General features: G+C 42.5%; 13 protein-coding genes. 4 read left to right on the top strand and 9 right to left on the bottom strand.

All coding sequences use genetic code 11. The features are described 5' to 3' along the window. Positions 1 to 93: 93 nt before the first annotated feature. Positions 94 to 945: a 3-hydroxybutyryl-CoA dehydrogenase gene (locus tag IEV52_RS00880; protein WP_188400662.1), complete on the bottom strand. Its 852-nt coding sequence runs from the start codon at positions 943 to 945 to the stop codon at positions 94 to 96. A gap of 16 nt (positions 946 to 961) precedes the next feature. Then, positions 962 to 2146 (bottom strand): acetyl-CoA C-acetyltransferase, encoded by a 1185-nt coding sequence (locus tag IEV52_RS00875; protein WP_188400661.1) that lies wholly within the window; start codon positions 2144 to 2146, stop codon positions 962 to 964. 61 nt (positions 2147 to 2207) lie between these two features. Here IEV52_RS00875 and IEV52_RS00870 point away from each other — a divergent pair, with 61 nt between their 5' ends. After that, positions 2208 to 2351: a hypothetical protein gene (locus IEV52_RS00870; RefSeq protein WP_188400660.1), complete on the top strand. Its 144-nt coding sequence runs from the start codon at positions 2208 to 2210 to the stop codon at positions 2349 to 2351. Between the two features lie 45 nt (positions 2352 to 2396). On the opposite strand, the gene IEV52_RS00865 is transcribed toward IEV52_RS00870, so the two are convergent. Then, positions 2397 to 4529 (bottom strand): (Fe-S)-binding protein, encoded by a 2133-nt coding sequence (locus IEV52_RS00865; protein WP_188400659.1) that lies wholly within the window; start codon positions 4527 to 4529, stop codon positions 2397 to 2399. A 202-nt stretch (positions 4530 to 4731) separates the two neighbouring features. On the opposite strand from IEV52_RS00865, the gene cls reads away from it, so the two are divergent. Continuing rightward, the gene (gene cls, locus IEV52_RS00860; RefSeq protein ID WP_188400658.1) at positions 4732 to 5925 is read left to right on the top strand and encodes a cardiolipin synthase; all 1194 of its coding nucleotides are present in this window, start codon (positions 4732 to 4734) and stop codon (positions 5923 to 5925) included. A gap of 27 nt (positions 5926 to 5952) precedes the next feature. Further along, positions 5953 to 6906 carry a UV DNA damage repair endonuclease UvsE gene (gene uvsE / locus IEV52_RS00855; RefSeq protein ID WP_188400657.1) on the top strand — a complete coding sequence of 318 codons (954 nt, stop codon included), beginning with the start codon at positions 5953 to 5955 and terminating at the stop codon, positions 6904 to 6906. Here uvsE and IEV52_RS00850 read toward each other — a convergent pair. The 5 genes from IEV52_RS00850 to IEV52_RS00830 form a co-directional block, all read right to left on the bottom strand. Further along, a complete protein-coding gene (locus IEV52_RS00850) occupies positions 6899 to 7672 on the bottom strand; it encodes an alpha/beta fold hydrolase (protein ID WP_188400656.1) in 774 nt (257 codons plus the stop codon). The genes uvsE and IEV52_RS00850 overlap by 8 nt on opposite strands. Before the next feature lie 7 nt (positions 7673 to 7679). Continuing rightward, positions 7680 to 7850, bottom strand: a complete 171-nt coding sequence (locus IEV52_RS00845) for a DUF1427 family protein (protein ID WP_188400655.1) — start codon at positions 7848 to 7850, stop codon at positions 7680 to 7682. Between the two features lie 104 nt (positions 7851 to 7954). Further along, a complete protein-coding gene (locus IEV52_RS00840) occupies positions 7955 to 8506 on the bottom strand; it encodes a DinB family protein (protein WP_188400654.1) in 552 nt (183 codons plus the stop codon). A 299-nt stretch (positions 8507 to 8805) separates the two neighbouring features. After that, positions 8806 to 10476 carry an arginine--tRNA ligase gene (argS, locus tag IEV52_RS00835; RefSeq protein WP_188400653.1) on the bottom strand — a complete coding sequence of 557 codons (1671 nt, stop codon included), beginning with the start codon at positions 10474 to 10476 and terminating at the stop codon, positions 8806 to 8808. Further along, positions 10473 to 10913 carry a YwiB family protein gene (locus tag IEV52_RS00830; protein ID WP_188400652.1) on the bottom strand — a complete coding sequence of 147 codons (441 nt, stop codon included), beginning with the start codon at positions 10911 to 10913 and terminating at the stop codon, positions 10473 to 10475. The genes argS and IEV52_RS00830 overlap by 4 nt, the downstream gene beginning before the upstream one ends. Positions 10914 to 11131: 218 nt before the next feature. On the opposite strand from IEV52_RS00830, the gene IEV52_RS00825 reads away from it, so the two are divergent. Further along, entirely contained in the window at positions 11132 to 12154 is a 1023-nt protein-coding gene (locus IEV52_RS00825) for an NADP-dependent oxidoreductase (protein ID WP_188400651.1), read from the top strand. A 164-nt stretch (positions 12155 to 12318) separates the two neighbouring features. Here IEV52_RS00825 and IEV52_RS00820 read toward each other — a convergent pair whose 3' ends face one another. Then, positions 12319 to 14040, bottom strand: coding sequence for a PAS domain-containing sensor histidine kinase (locus IEV52_RS00820; protein ID WP_188400650.1), 1722 nt, complete (start codon positions 14038 to 14040; stop codon positions 12319 to 12321). Between the last annotated feature and the right edge of the window lie 175 nt (positions 14041 to 14215).

Genomic DNA, 14215 nt, shown 5'->3' with positions numbered 1-14215 from the left:
TTTTTGTGTCCATGTAAGGAGAGAATGTTGTCTCGAGCTTTAGCCGCTAAAGCTGAATCTTGAATCTATCTATCTTTGCTGCGTATCGCAGCGTTAGTTATAGCTATAGAAGCCTTTGCCAGTCTTCTTGCCGAGCCATCCAGCTTTTACGTATTTTCTAAGCAATGGGCACGGTCGATACTTATCATCCCCGAATCCTTCATGAAGGGTTTCCATGATATACAAACACGTATCGAGTCCGATAAAGTCTGCAAGTGTTAACGGTCCCATCGGGTGGTTCATTCCGAGTTTCATAATCTCATCAACCGCTTCTGGTGTTGCAACACCTTCATAGACCGCAAAAATGGCTTCGTTGATCATCGGCATTAGAATGCGGTTTGAGATGAAGCCTGGAAAATCGTTTACTTCCACCGGTACTTTTTGCAGTTTCTTTGATACCGATTCAATCGTTTCGTATACGTCATCTGAAGTTTGAAGACCACGTATGATCTCAACGAGTTTCATAACCGGTACTGGATTCATAAAGTGCATGCCGATTACTTTTTCAGGACGCTCTGTTGCAGCTGCAATCTCTGTGATGGGCAGTGAAGAAGTGTTTGAAGCTAGGATTGCATGTGCTGGAGCATATTGATCGAGCATCTTAAAGAGCTGTGTTTTTACATCCATGTTCTCAACTACAGCTTCAATCACAAGATCTGCGTTTGATGCATTCTCTAGAGAAATAGAAGGCGTTAAACGAGAAAGGATCGCTTCTTTTTCGCTTTCGTCTATACGGCCCTTTTCAACTTGACGGCTCAAGTTTTTTTGAATGGCTCCGATTCCTTTTTGTACAAATTCATCCTTCATATCGTGCAAAACGACATCGTAGCCCGCCATCGCACATACTTGCGCAATGCCTGAACCCATCTGCCCTGCACCAATCACCATAATTTGTTGTATGCTCATTAAACTAGTTCCTCCTCTATGCTTTTACTTCTACTAAAATCGCGTCACCTTGACCACCGCCTGAACAGATCGATGCAATCCCAAGTCCGCCGCCGCGTCTTTTCAATTCATGGATTAATGTAAGAACGATACGCGTGCCGCTTGCCCCAATCGGATGCCCTAATGCAACTGCACCGCCGTTCACGTTCACTTTTTCAAGATCTAACCCCGCAAGCTCTGCACTCGTTAATGCAACAGCAGCAAAGGCTTCGTTAATTTCAAAAAGGTCAATTTCGGCTAAAGTTTTTCGTGTTTTCTTTAAAAGTTCTGTGATGACAAGCCCAGGTGTCTTCGGAAAATCTTTCGCTTCAACCGCTATTGCTGTATGTCCTAGAATCGTTGCAAGTACTTCTTTTCCTTCTTTCTCTGCGCGCTCTTCGCTCATAACAACAACCGCTGCCGCACCATCATTTACGCCAGGTGCATTCCCTGCTGTAATGGTTCCGTCTTGAGAAAAAACAGGTCTTAATTTAGAAAGAGATTCAATTGAAGTATCTTTACGAGGCGATTCGTCTTTCGCTACCACGATTGGATCGCCTTTACGCTGTGGAACTTCCACCGGAACGATCTCTTCAGCAAACACATTGTTTTCGGTTGCCTTAACAGCAAGACTATGACTGCGGTACGCCCACTCATCTTGGCGCTCGCGTGAGATCTCCATCTCCTTTGCCACGTCATTTCCGTAGATCCCCATGTGAACTCCTGTAAACGTACACGTTAAACCATCATGCACCATCAGATCTTTCACCGAGCTGTCACCCATCCGAAGTCCCCAACGGGCTTTTGGTAAAATGTAAGGCGCGTTGCTCATAGACTCCATGCCGCCAGCAACAATAATCTCTTCATCCCCCGCACGGATGATCTGATCTGCGAGTGTGATCGAACGCAGACCTGATGCACATACTTTGTTGATCGTTTCCGTCTTCGTCTCCCAAGGCAATCCTGCTTTTTGAGCAGCCTGACGAGAAGGAATCTGCCCTTGCCCGCCTTGAAGAACACAGCCTAATATCACTTCATCAACTGCTTCCGGTGCCACACCAGCACGTTGAAGTGCTTCTTTGATCACAATTCCACCAAGATCTGAAGCAGTTAAAGAGCTTAAGCTTCCCCCAAACTTACCAACAGGAGTACGAGCCCCGCTCACGATTACTGATTTTGTCATGTAAAAGACCTCCTAATATGAAATTCTGAAATGACCGATTTGCCCCGACCTACACTTACTCTTGAATGAAGACACGCCTTTTCGTGTCACATCGAAAGAGGAAAGTGGCCTCGAGGGATTGGTTATTGAAGCTGGATACTTTTTGTTAACGCTTTCAAAATATCCAGTCCGAGCGAACGCTCAGTCGACCGAAACCTATGCATGAAGCTGCCCGCAATCCATACTGGCAGCCTTCATACCTGTTTCTAAACTACTGAATAACCTCTTGTTTTTGAGACCCAAACATAGATTTTTCTAAGATTTCAACGACGTCTAGTGTTTGTACTTGATCTTCTACTTCCTTCGCCTTCGTACCATCACTTAGCATCGTTAAGCAGTATGGACATCCGCTTCCGATCATGGTTGGATTTACAGCAAGAGCTTGTTCAGTACGCGCAACGTTCACACGAGAACCTGCTTTTTCTTCCATCCACATCATTCCCCCGCCGGCTCCACAGCACATACCGTTCTGGCGGTTGCGGTCCATCTCAACCACTTTCACGCCAGGAATGGCTTTTAGGATATCACGAGGCGGTTCATACACTTCGTTATAGCGGCCGAGGTAGCAGGAATCATGGTACGTGATCGTTTCGTTCACTTCATATTTTGGCTGAATTCTCCCCTCTTTGATCCACTCAGCTAGAAGTTCCGTATGGTGGTACACTTCTGCCTTTAGACCAAACTCAGGATATTCATTCTTAAACGTGTTATATGCATGCGGGTCGATGGTAATTATCTTTTTCACATCATGTTTTTCAAATAGAGCGATGTTTGCGTTCGCCATCTCTTGGAATAAGAACTCATTGCCAAGACGGCGAGGCGTATCACCAGAGTTCTTCTCTTTATTGCCTAAGATCGCAAACGTGATGCCGGCTTCGTTCATGATCTTCGCAAGTGAAAGAGCGATCTTTTGTGAACGGTTATCATAAGCACCCATGGAGCTTACCCAAAACAGGTACTCGAACTCTTCACCCGCTTTTTCTTTCTCTTTAACGGTCGGAATGACGATATCTTCTTTCAGCTCACGCCAGTTCTCTCGTTCCTTTTTCGAGATCCCCCAAGGGTTTCCTTGCTTTTCGATATTTTTGATCGCACGCTGCGCTTCACTGTCCATCTTACCTTCTGTTAGTACAAGATAACGGCGCATATCGATGATCTTATCAACGTGCTCGTTCATTACAGGACACTGATCTTCACAGTTACGACAAGTTGTACATGCCCAGATCTCTTCTTCTGTCATGACCTCACCGATCATCGCTACATCATAAGACAATGCGGACGATCCATCCGTTGTTGCCGCTGTTTCTTCTGCGCCCTTTCCTCTTGCTTCAAAAGCGATCTGATTGCCAGTCGTGTTCGAGAACGCAAATGCTGGCATCCAAGGTGTACGGGAAGTTACGGCAGCCCCTTTCACCGTCAGATGGTCACGAAGTTTAACGATCATGTCCATCGGCGAGAGCATCTTGCCTGTACCTGTAGCCGGACAAACATTCGTACAGCGTCCGCACTCTACACAGGCATACAGGTCTACAAGCTGTTTTTGATTGAAATCCTCAATTTTGTTAACTCCAAATACTTCTTGTGTTTCATCTTCAAAGTTAATGGATGATAGTTTTCCAACCTTATCTTTGCGGCCAAGCCAAACGTTCAGCGGCCCTGCGATTAAGTGGGCGTGCTTGGATTGAGGTACGTAAACTAAAAACGTTAATAAGAACAATAAATGGATCCACCAAGAGATAAAGAATACGACAGCAGCTCCCGTTTTGCCTAAAAAGCCAAGACCCATTGCAAGACCTGAGGCAATTGGCGCTGTCCACTCGTATGGAAGGTCATGCCAGATGATCTCAGCTGCATTCCCTACTAATACAGAAAGCATCAGTCCACCGATAAACAGCAGAACCAGCCCTGATTTAAAGCCTCTTTTTAGACGTACCAGCTTCTCAACATACCTTCTATGAAAAGCCCATACTACTGCGACTAAGATCATCGCTGTTACGATCTCCTGAAAAAACGTGAATCCTGGATAAAGCGGGCCTAAAGGCAGGTGAGACCCAGGCGCAAGTCCTTTCCAAATAAAATCGATCGCTCCAAACTGGACAAGGATGAATCCATAAAAGAACATAATATGGATGATTCCGCTTTTTTTATCCTTTAACAGTTTCTTTTGCCCAAAGACATTTACTAGAACCGCTTTGATTCTTTCCTGTACGGTGTGATCAAACTCAACTTTTTTTCCGAGCTTGATGAATTCATACCTTGTCTTAACCACATAAGCGAACAAAAATAATGCGTAAGCGGTTACAAAAAGAAATGCAAGCCAGTTTGCTACCATTAAGCCGTTCATCGCGTTCTCTCCCTTCCACTCCTGCTGTTCCCTATTTCTTTCTCTTTTAATAATTCTAAATGAAATTAATTTTCTGACATCATTATATCATAAAAAATAAATGAATGAGCATTCAGTCAACATCCGTTCAAAAAAATTTTTTAGTGCTTTTATACGGTCAGGGTATACTAAATAAAAGTTATGAACGGAGGAGGACATACACATGTGGTTGTGGATTGTAGTATTTATTGCCATTCTTTGCGTCTTAGCAGGGATAGATTTTTATTTTGGGCATAAGAAACTTGTCAGCTTAGAGAAACCTCCTTCCAAAAGTAAAGGAGAAATGCAATTTTTATCGACGGGGTACCACTTTATTGATGCTCTATTTCGTGATATTAACGAAGCTTCTATACATATACATATCCAGTTTTATATTTTACGTGATGATGAACTCGGAGGTGAGTTGTGCAGCCTTTTAACCAAAAAAGCTGCAGAAGGCGTTGAGATTAGACTGCTCTTAGACTATTTGGGAAGTCATGGTGTTAAGAAGGAAACGATCCAATCTTTAAAAAAAGCCGGGATTCATTTTCAGTTCAGCAACAAGCCAGGTTTTCCTTATTTTCTGTACAGAATAAACCACCGAAACCATCGAAAAGTTACAATCATTGACGGTAAGACTGGCTACATTGGCGGCTACAATGTTGGAAACGAATATATCGGAAAAGATACAAAGCTTGGGGACTGGCGTGATTATCATCTCAGATTATCAGGAGATGCCGTTAATGAACTGCAAAAATCATTCATTACAGACTGGAACATAGCATCTGGCGAAAATGTGCCAATACCTGATTCAAGCACGCAGCCGGCATCAGCTGATCAAAAAGAATTTATGTTCGTTTATTCAAACGGCGATGCTGTTTACCGTTTCTTTTACGAAAAGATACAGCGTGCAAAAAAAAGCATTCTTATTGGTTCACCATACTTTATTCCGGGTAAAAAGATGAACAGGGCACTTTTACAAGCTTTAAAAAGAGGAGTTAAAGTAACATTGCTTGTTCCGATGCATCCTGATCACACTTTAGTTCAAGAAGCTTCTTATCGTTATCTGAAACCATTATTAGAGGCCGGAGCATCTATCTATCAATTTCATGAAGGGTTCTATCATTCAAAGGTGCTTATGTTTGATGAGAGCATATGTGACATCGGAACGGCTAACTTTGATTACCGGAGCTTCTTCTTCAACGATGAAATCAATTGTATTTTTACGGATAAAGTTTATATTGAAGATGTTAAAAAGGTGATTGAGTCCGATCTTGCACGCTCTGAGAAGCTGACTCTTACCCGGCTAAAAAAGACCCGAACTGTTCCAGTCCGGCTGAAAGAAGCATTCTCATTCATCATTTCACCCTTTTTATAATAACCAAAGAATTACAGGAGGGCAGCCATGTTAACATCATTTGGTTTTGTATCAACGGCTCTCAACTTATATGAGGCATCACCTGCAAAAACAATGACTTTTGCAACGTATCAGAAAAGAGAAAAAAAAGAGCGCGAAGCGCAGCTGCTCGCGATCACAAAAAACAATCTGGAACGGACACTTCGTGTGCTTCATTATTGCATCGCTCACGAACTTCCCTTATATCGGATGTCTTCCTCTATCGTCCCGCTCGCAACTCATCCGGAAGCCGCTTGGGACTATTTGAAAGAGACAAAAAAAGAGTGCAAAGAGATCGAAAAGCTGGTTGAAAAATACAGCATACGAACGAGCATGCATCCAAACCAGTACACATTGTTTACGAGCCCGCGTCCTGAGGTAACGGTAAATGCTGTGAAAGATATGCAGTATCATTATGACCTGCTTAAAGGAATGGGCATCGAAGACCGCAGTTATATCAATATTCATATCGGCGGGGCATACGGCGATAAAACCTCTGCATTAGAGCGATTTTATGAAAATATTAAAATGCTTCCTGCTGATATTAAATGCCGTATGACACTTGAAAACGACGACAAGACGTTTACAACGGAAGAAACGCTTGAAGTTTGTGAAAACGAGGGCATTCCCCTTATGTTTGATTATCACCATTACAAAGCAAACCCTGGGGATACTCCGCTAGAAGACCTGATTCCGCGTTTTGTGGAAACATGGAAAAATACAGGACGGCCTCCCAAGGTCCATCTATCCTCTCCAAAGGATGAAAAAGCGTATAGAAGCCACCACGATTATGTGAGCTTAGAATATGTGCTTCCATTTTTCAAGATGATCTCTGAATTCACTGATGAGTTAGACGTTATGATTGAAGCCAAACAAAAAGACCGCGCTGCTCTTCAGCTGATCAACGAGCTGGAGAAGGTACGCGGCTTTAAACGGATGAGCGGCGGGACGATCCTTATGTAAGACCGGTCACAAAACGCTTAATTTCTGCATTAAAGCTCTCATAATGTTTAATAGGAAGCTGATGTAATGCTTTTGTCAGCATAACGAATTGTGCTTTAGGATGAACATTCCTCTGATAGATCCTTCGATAAGGATGCATGTGTTCAGCCAGATCTCCGTAAATGAAAAGAAGTGGAAATCGCCATTCCTTGATTTGATCTGTACAATCGAACGATAAACTTTCTTTGTAGTATCGTACCCACGATTTAGGATCTGACTGCTTATGGTAAGACAGCATCTCTTTTCTGTCTTGAGCGGTATTCGAATGTGTACTGACAAGGATTTGGTTTAGCAGGGCTGGTGTATTTTTCGCCAGTTTTATCCCTGATTGGAACTGTTTTTTAAGAGCAAAAGTAGATACTTCCGAAAACCCCCCGCTTAAAATAAGACCTTTGGTTCGTTGCGGGTACTTCTGTACAAATGCCTGAGCAATCGACCCTCCTGACGAATAACCGCAGATGAAGGCTTCGTCAATCAAGAGATGGTCTAAGAGATTCGCAACATCATCTGCTAGATCAAATATGCTAAAGGTGTTCGCTCCCTTAACAGATGATCTTCCATGTCCTCGAATATCCGGAAAAATCGTCTGACAGGATAACGATAAGTCTTTTTGATAGCGGAATACGAGGTGACTCATTGCCGGCGGATGCAAAAAGACAATTGGCGTTCCGCTTCCCAGCTTTTCATAGTAGATTTGAAACTCAGATGTTAGTCCAGCTAAAGCCATTTTATCCTCACTTTAAAAAGGTTCCTGCGATCCACCCGTAGAATTGAAAACCTAAATAAATGCCGACGATTCCCATTATTCCAGGTAATGCTGGAGGTGCCGGAATCGGTAATTTTAACAGGGCAAAAACAAAACCTACGAGGGCGCCCGTTATTAATGACAACAAGATCAATTTCATATATGTACCCCCTTATTCAAATGAGTTGCCAAATCTATCTCTTATTAATATGGCATGTTCTCTATACATTATCCCTTTTGTGATTGAGATTAGATTCCTGAAGCTTAGGCATCCTTAAACAGTTCGTATTGCTTTTTAATCAAGCGAATCTGGCCGCGATGGCTTAGTTCATCTTCAAAAACATGAAACCATTTAAAATAATTGTTAGACAGCTCGTTTTCCCACCACGGTGTTGTTTCATACAGCCAGGAATCCGGCAATGTCCTGAAGTGCTCTAAGGTCTTTTCACGCGTTTTTCTCATGTCTTCCAAATAAAATTCTGCTGTGTTTCCGTTAATGACGGTTGCTGCTTCTCCTAAATCTATAGCAGGCTGTAAGGTTACTGCATATCGTTCGATCTCTTCATCTGGCAGGTCTTTTCCTTCGATCGTTAAAAATTGATAGAACTTTTCAACCGCCACAAAGTGAGCGAGAAGCATTCCGATCGAGTTGCCCGTCCCATTGATCCTGAAATCGAGTGCTTCAACAGATAAATCCTGCACGGCTCGTATCGTCGTACTTCTTGTGTAATTCATCATCGATACAAGGGTTGAAAATTCCTTTGAATATCCCTCGATTTGGTCAATAACGAATAGGCTTTTGTTGGATATCGTCATTATGTACTCCTCCTAAGGAATTAGATGTGTTATTACAATTTCAAGATAAAACAAAAAATTCCTTTTCAGTGTGAAGGATGTGGATACGAGTTAAGGTATCGTTTCTAAGGTTCCGTATTTTGCTCATAAATTCCAGGTTCCGCTCGTAAATTCCGTGTTCCGCTCGTAAATCCTCCGTTCCGCTCATAAATCCTCCGTTCCGCTCGTAAATTCCACAAAACTAACATTGAATATTCAAATAAACCTGATTAAAAGAAAAAACCTGCCTCAGGACAGGTTTTTACGAAATTATGAATCACTTACATACGCTCTGGCGCTTCTACACCTACGATGTTCAGTGCATTTTTAATTGTGATCTGAGTAGCCTTCATCAACGCATAACGAGCTTCAGATTTTGCTTTGTTTTCTGGATCGAGTACACGCTCTGCGTTATAGAAGCTATGAAGAGCAGAAGCAAGCTCAAATACATAGTTCGTCACACGGTGCGTTAATAGTTTTTCTGCTGCTTCATTAATGACAGCCGGGAACTCACCAATCTTCTTCAAAAGCTCAAATTCTTTTTCAGAGTCGATCTGAGAAAGGTCTACGTCACCGTTGTAAGAAAGACCCATTTCCTCCCCTTGGCGAAGCATGCTGCAAACACGTGCATGGGCATACTGGACGTAGAACACTGGATTTTCGTTTGATTTAGAAACCGCTAAGTCCATGTCAAAATCAAGATGTGTATCATTTGAACGCATCGCGAAGAAATAACGAGTCGCGTCGATGCCCACTTCTTCCATCAGTTCTCGCAGCGTAACGGCTTTACCCGTACGTTTACTCATACGAACTTTCTCACCGTTTTGGAATAGGGAAACAAGCTGAATGATCATCACATCAAGCTGCTCTTTTTTGTAACCTAATGCTTGTATCGCTGCTTTCATTCGAGGGATGTAACCATGGTGATCGGCTCCCCAAATATTGATGAGCTTTTCAAATCCACGCTCAAATTTATCGTTATGATACGCGATATCTGGAGTTAAATACGTGAAAGAACCGTCATTCTTAATCAGTACACGGTCTTTGTCATCACCATAATCAGTCGTACGGAACCATGTTGCTCCTTCTTCTTCAAATACAACATCTTTTGCTTTTAACTTTTCAAGTGCAGCTTCAATTTTTCCGTTTTTATAGAGAGAAGTTTCAGAGAACCACACATCAAAGTTTACACGGAATTCCGCCAGATCTTCTTTAAGCTTTTCTAATTCACGAGTAAGACCGTATTCACGGAAAAAGCTGACACGTTCACTCTCTTCTTTATCTAGCCATGAATCACCGTATTCTTCAACGAGATCTTTACCGAACTGGATGATATCTGCCCCGTGGTAGCCATCTTCAGGCATGTCCTTGTCTTTGCCTAACGCTTGGAAATAACGAGCTTCAATAGAAGTTGCCAAGTTGTTGATCTGGTTTCCTGCATCATTGATGTAGAATTCACGCGAAACGTCATAGCCAGCGTGGTCTAAGATATTGCAGATCGTATCACCAACAGCTGCTCCGCGGGCATGGCCTAAGTGAAGGGTCCCTGTCGGGTTTGCTGAAACGAATTCAACCTGAACTTTTTTACCGTTTCCGTGTTCTGTACGTCCATAATCCTTGCCTGCTTTTAATACAGTCGGCACAAGCTCTGTTAAATAAGAATTATCCATGTAAAAGTTAATAAATCCAGGCCCTGCGATCTCAACCTTTGCGATAGACGCTTTACTTTTATCAAAGTTCGCCACAAGCTCGTCTGCAATCATGCGCGGCGCTTTTTTCGCAATACGTGCCAGCTGCATCGCCATGTTCGTCGCAAAGTCACCATGTGCTTTTTCTTTTGGTACTTCAAGAACCACTTCTGGCAGTTCTTCTTTTTTTGCGAGTCCTGCTTTTACTACTGCTTCTTCAATCTCTTCTTTTAACAGGTGTTTGACCTGGTCAAGGATATTCATGCTTTTGCCTCCTGAAAATTAATCTTGATTCGATGTGTTCCTGTATGTTCACCCTGCAGAACCAGCTCGTAAGCAAGTTTCAGATCACCCGTCTGAGTTTGCTGATTCCAGCGGAAATTCATTTCATGTGTGGTGGTTTCCATCCAAAGTTGGCCATACGGGCTATCGTACATCCCTTTCGTTGTCTGGCCGATCAAATATTTCTGTTTCATAGATACACTGCCTGAGCGGATAATCAGAATTCCAGCGTGTGTAATTTTAATCACATTATTGACAGAACCTGCACCTTCTATCTCTTCTTTGTACTGAAGATAGGTCACGTCCCCCCGTTTATAGAGTTTTCCGTCTGTCTCGGTGTAATGCTTTTCTTTCTCACCGCTAAAATGTACTTCTGAACTTATCGCAAGCGCAACAGACAATTCCGTATCTTGATCCATGCGAACACTTCCTTTTTTGGTGTAACCTTGCCTTTAACTTACCTATTATAAAAGATTTTCCTGCTACCATTCAACCTTATGGGCGTTATTTTGAAAAATCGTTTGTCTAATAGGTAAAATTAGCCCAAAATCACTTTTCTATGAGTGCTTTATTTGGAAGCAGGAACGAAATTGACGTATGATAGCAACAAGAAGATGAATCCAAGATGAGGAGGATTATGATGAAAAACGAAAAAATCTTATTGGTGAATCGACCAAAAGGAACGCCTCAGAAAAGTGACTTCCGCTTTGAGGAAGCCGCTGTCCCAGAGCTTCAGAATGATCAGGTTCTCGTAAAAACGATCTACCTCTCAGTCGATCCTTATATGAGAGGACGTATGAGTGACCGTAAATCTTACATACCTCCTTTTGAATTAAATGAAGTGATTTCTGGCGGTGTAGTCGGACAAGTTGTTGAATCTCGTTCAGGTGAACTGGCTGAAGGCGATTTTGTCATCGGAAATCTTGGCTGGCAAAGATACAATGCGGTAAGTGATGCTGAAGTCAGAAAGCTCGACCCGTCCCTTGCGCCGCTAACTGCAAACCTTGGTGTATTAGGCATGACAGGCTTAACCGCTTATTTCGGACTGCTTGATATCGGAAATCCGCAAGAGGGAGAAACCGTTGTTGTCAGTGGCGCTGCTGGTGCTGTCGGTACAATCGTTGGTCAGATCGCAAAGATTAAAGGTGCACGTGTTGTGGGGATCGCAGGATCAGATGAGAAAATCGCTTATTTAAAAGAAGAGTTAGGCTTTGATGAAGCCATCAATTATAAGACTGAAAAGGTATATGAAGCGCTAAAAACAGCATGCCCAGATGGTGTGGATGTGTATTTTGATAACGTTGGCGGCGAGATCTCTGACAGCGTTCTCGGTTTGATCAATAAAGGAGCGCGAATTCCCGTATGCGGCCAGATCGCTCTTTATAACTTAGAGAAAGCAGATGTTGGGCCTCGTATGCAGAGTCAGCTCCTGATCAACAGCGCACTGATGAAAGGCTTTATCGTGAGTGATTATGCGGCTTATTTTGAGGAAGGCGCAATCGAGCTAGCCAAATGGCTGAAAGAAGGAAAACTTTCCTACAGCGAGAATATCGTGGACGGTTTTGAGAACACGATTGATGCCTTTTTAGGTTTGTTTACAGGTGAAAACACGGGTAAGCAGCTCGTAAAAGTGGCAGAGCCCGGGAATATACAGGGATAAAGCGTGAGGCCTCAAAAAAGACAATCAATGATAATATGCAAAATTCAGCAGCTTTTCACCTTTCCTTGTGAAAAGCTGTTTTTTATTAGTATGGAAACCCCTATCCATAAAGATGTCTCTACTTAATCAACAAAAAGACTGGCTCCATACCCGAGCCAGTCCACTTATGATAGAGGCAGGATCATGCGAACAGTCGTCCCCTTGCCTTCCACACTTTCAAATTTAAGTTCGCCTTTATGTTCTTTCATAATCTTTGAACTTACCATCAATCCAAGACCAGTACCCTTTTCTTTTGTTGTATAAAAAGGTTCACACATCTTTTGAATGTGGTCAGCCGGTATTCCACAGCCTTGATCCTCCACAGACAGATGAATCTTGTCTTCAAGAAGCTCCCCTCGAATTGTGATTTCTCCTCCAATTGCCATAGAATCGATCGCATTCTTCAAAAGGTTGATCAAGACTTGTTTTAATTCATTTTCTTCTGCGTATATAAGCGGCAATTCAGCTGACAACTCTGTGTTGATCCGGACATTTTGTACAATGGCCTCAGGCTGTAGAAGGGTTTCTACAAACTCTACAATTTCTTTTAAACACGTTTTCTTGTACGTTCTTACTTGAGGCTTTGCAAGCAATAATAACTGACCCATGATCTGGTCGATTCGGTTCAGTTCTTTATCCATAATTGTGTAATAGTTTGCCGCATCCAGCTGCTTACTTTCTTGTAAAAGTTGAATAAATCCTTTAAGTGAAGTAAGCGGATTTCTTATTTCATGGGCAACAGATGCTGCCAGCTGTCCAACGATGGATAGCTTGTCGGACTGGCGAAGCATATCTTCTGATCGCTTTCTATCAGATATATCACGCGTAACCCCAATAATCTCTACTACTTCCCCTGTGTCATCGGCAATACTTTTACAGGAGGTTTCCAGCCAAACGTAGTGTCCGTCTTTATGCTGCAGCCTAAATGGTATCGTTTTCGTACAAGGTCCTTGAATCAAAGCCTCATGAGCCATTCGTGAAATTTCTTCGTCATCAGGATGAAGCATGCCGTAGCCTGATTCTCCTAAAATTTCTTCCGGCTTTTTCCCTAACAAGGCATAGGAAGCAGGCGAAACGTACGTAAACGATCCATCAGGGGTATGTGTTGTAATCATGTCCATCGCGTTTTCCGCGAGCAATCTGTACCTTGCTTCACTTTCTTCAAGCAGCACCCTGGACTTGATCTTTTCTGTTATTTCCCGACCGAAAACGAGTAGGTTTTTACGAGTTCCGTCTGGATTAAAAACAGGGATCTTATATACATCAAAAAAACGAGTACCTCCATCACGTTCAGGCACGAATTCTTCACAACGTACAATCTCTCTTGCCTGCCACACTTGCTCATCCGTCTCTATACAATATTGAAACACATCACGAAAATATGGTCTAATCATTGCAAGATCTGCGTCTGTTTTCCCTGTAAAATCAAATCCGGGCAGCTCAAATAATTCCCCTACAAACTCGTTTGCAAAAATAAATCGTCCTTCTCCATCTTTAATACCAATAAAATCTGGAACGATGTCCATTAACGTTTTCAAAAGAGATTCCTGACAAGAGTGAACGACTGCAGGCTGTTCCTTTACTATAAAGTAGCGATAAATTTCTTCATGAACCGGCAATAAACCTTCACTCACTGTTACGCTTATAAATCCCTTTGCCACCAGAAGCGTACCTTCGTCTCCATCCATATGACGCAAAAGAATCTCATCAATGGATTTTCCCTTATGCAGGTCTGCTTCTTCTGTAAGATCTAGAAAGTGCCGATTTACTGCTGCGATTTTATGATCGGGCGCTACGAGCAAAACAGCGTCAGAAAGCTGATCTATAAAAAGTTGTATATAATTCATGTGTTTTGAAACCGCTTCCACCGCAATCATTCCCCCCTTTATCCCTTTAGTTCTCTACTGTTACTATAGCAAAAAAGCCTGAGCAATATAACAAATTTCGACATTTTTAGATAAAAACTGTTTCAAACTTTTCCAACTTCTCATTTTCTTTAAGTTACCATTGCTTTACACATTC

The sequence above is a fragment of the Fictibacillus barbaricus genome, assembly GCF_014635025.1.
In the GTDB taxonomy this organism is placed as follows: domain Bacteria; phylum Bacillota; class Bacilli; order Bacillales; family Fictibacillaceae; genus Fictibacillus; species Fictibacillus barbaricus.
Note: the sequence above shows the minus strand (reverse complement) of the source record. Positions and strands in the feature narration are given on the sequence as shown.

What these genes read in the sequence shown, in the direction of transcription:
- IEV52_RS00880 (WP_188400662.1), bottom strand. Translation starts at nt 945, where the DNA reads ATGAGCATACAACAAATTATGGTGATTGGTGCAGGGCAGATGGGTTCA.
- IEV52_RS00875 (WP_188400661.1), bottom strand. Translation starts at nt 2,146, where the DNA reads ATGACAAAATCAGTAATCGTGAGCGGGGCTCGTACTCCTGTTGGTAAG.
- IEV52_RS00865 (WP_188400659.1), bottom strand. Translation starts at nt 4,529, where the DNA reads ATGAACGGCTTAATGGTAGCAAACTGGCTTGCATTTCTTTTTGTAACC.
- cls (WP_188400658.1), top strand. Translation starts at nt 4,732, where the DNA reads ATGTGGTTGTGGATTGTAGTATTTATTGCCATTCTTTGCGTCTTAGCA.
- uvsE (WP_188400657.1), top strand. Translation starts at nt 5,953, where the DNA reads ATGTTAACATCATTTGGTTTTGTATCAACGGCTCTCAACTTATATGAG.
- IEV52_RS00850 (WP_188400656.1), bottom strand. Translation starts at nt 7,672, where the DNA reads ATGGCTTTAGCTGGACTAACATCTGAGTTTCAAATCTACTATGAAAAG.
- IEV52_RS00845 (WP_188400655.1), bottom strand. Translation starts at nt 7,850, where the DNA reads ATGAAATTGATCTTGTTGTCATTAATAACGGGCGCCCTCGTAGGTTTT.
- IEV52_RS00840 (WP_188400654.1), bottom strand. Translation starts at nt 8,506, where the DNA reads ATGACGATATCCAACAAAAGCCTATTCGTTATTGACCAAATCGAGGGA.
- argS (WP_188400653.1), bottom strand. Translation starts at nt 10,476, where the DNA reads ATGAATATCCTTGACCAGGTCAAACACCTGTTAAAAGAAGAGATTGAA.
- IEV52_RS00830 (WP_188400652.1), bottom strand. Translation starts at nt 10,913, where the DNA reads ATGGATCAAGATACGGAATTGTCTGTTGCGCTTGCGATAAGTTCAGAA.
- IEV52_RS00825 (WP_188400651.1), top strand. Translation starts at nt 11,132, where the DNA reads ATGATGAAAAACGAAAAAATCTTATTGGTGAATCGACCAAAAGGAACG.
- IEV52_RS00820 (WP_188400650.1), bottom strand. Translation starts at nt 14,040, where the DNA reads ATGAATTATATACAACTTTTTATAGATCAGCTTTCTGACGCTGTTTTG.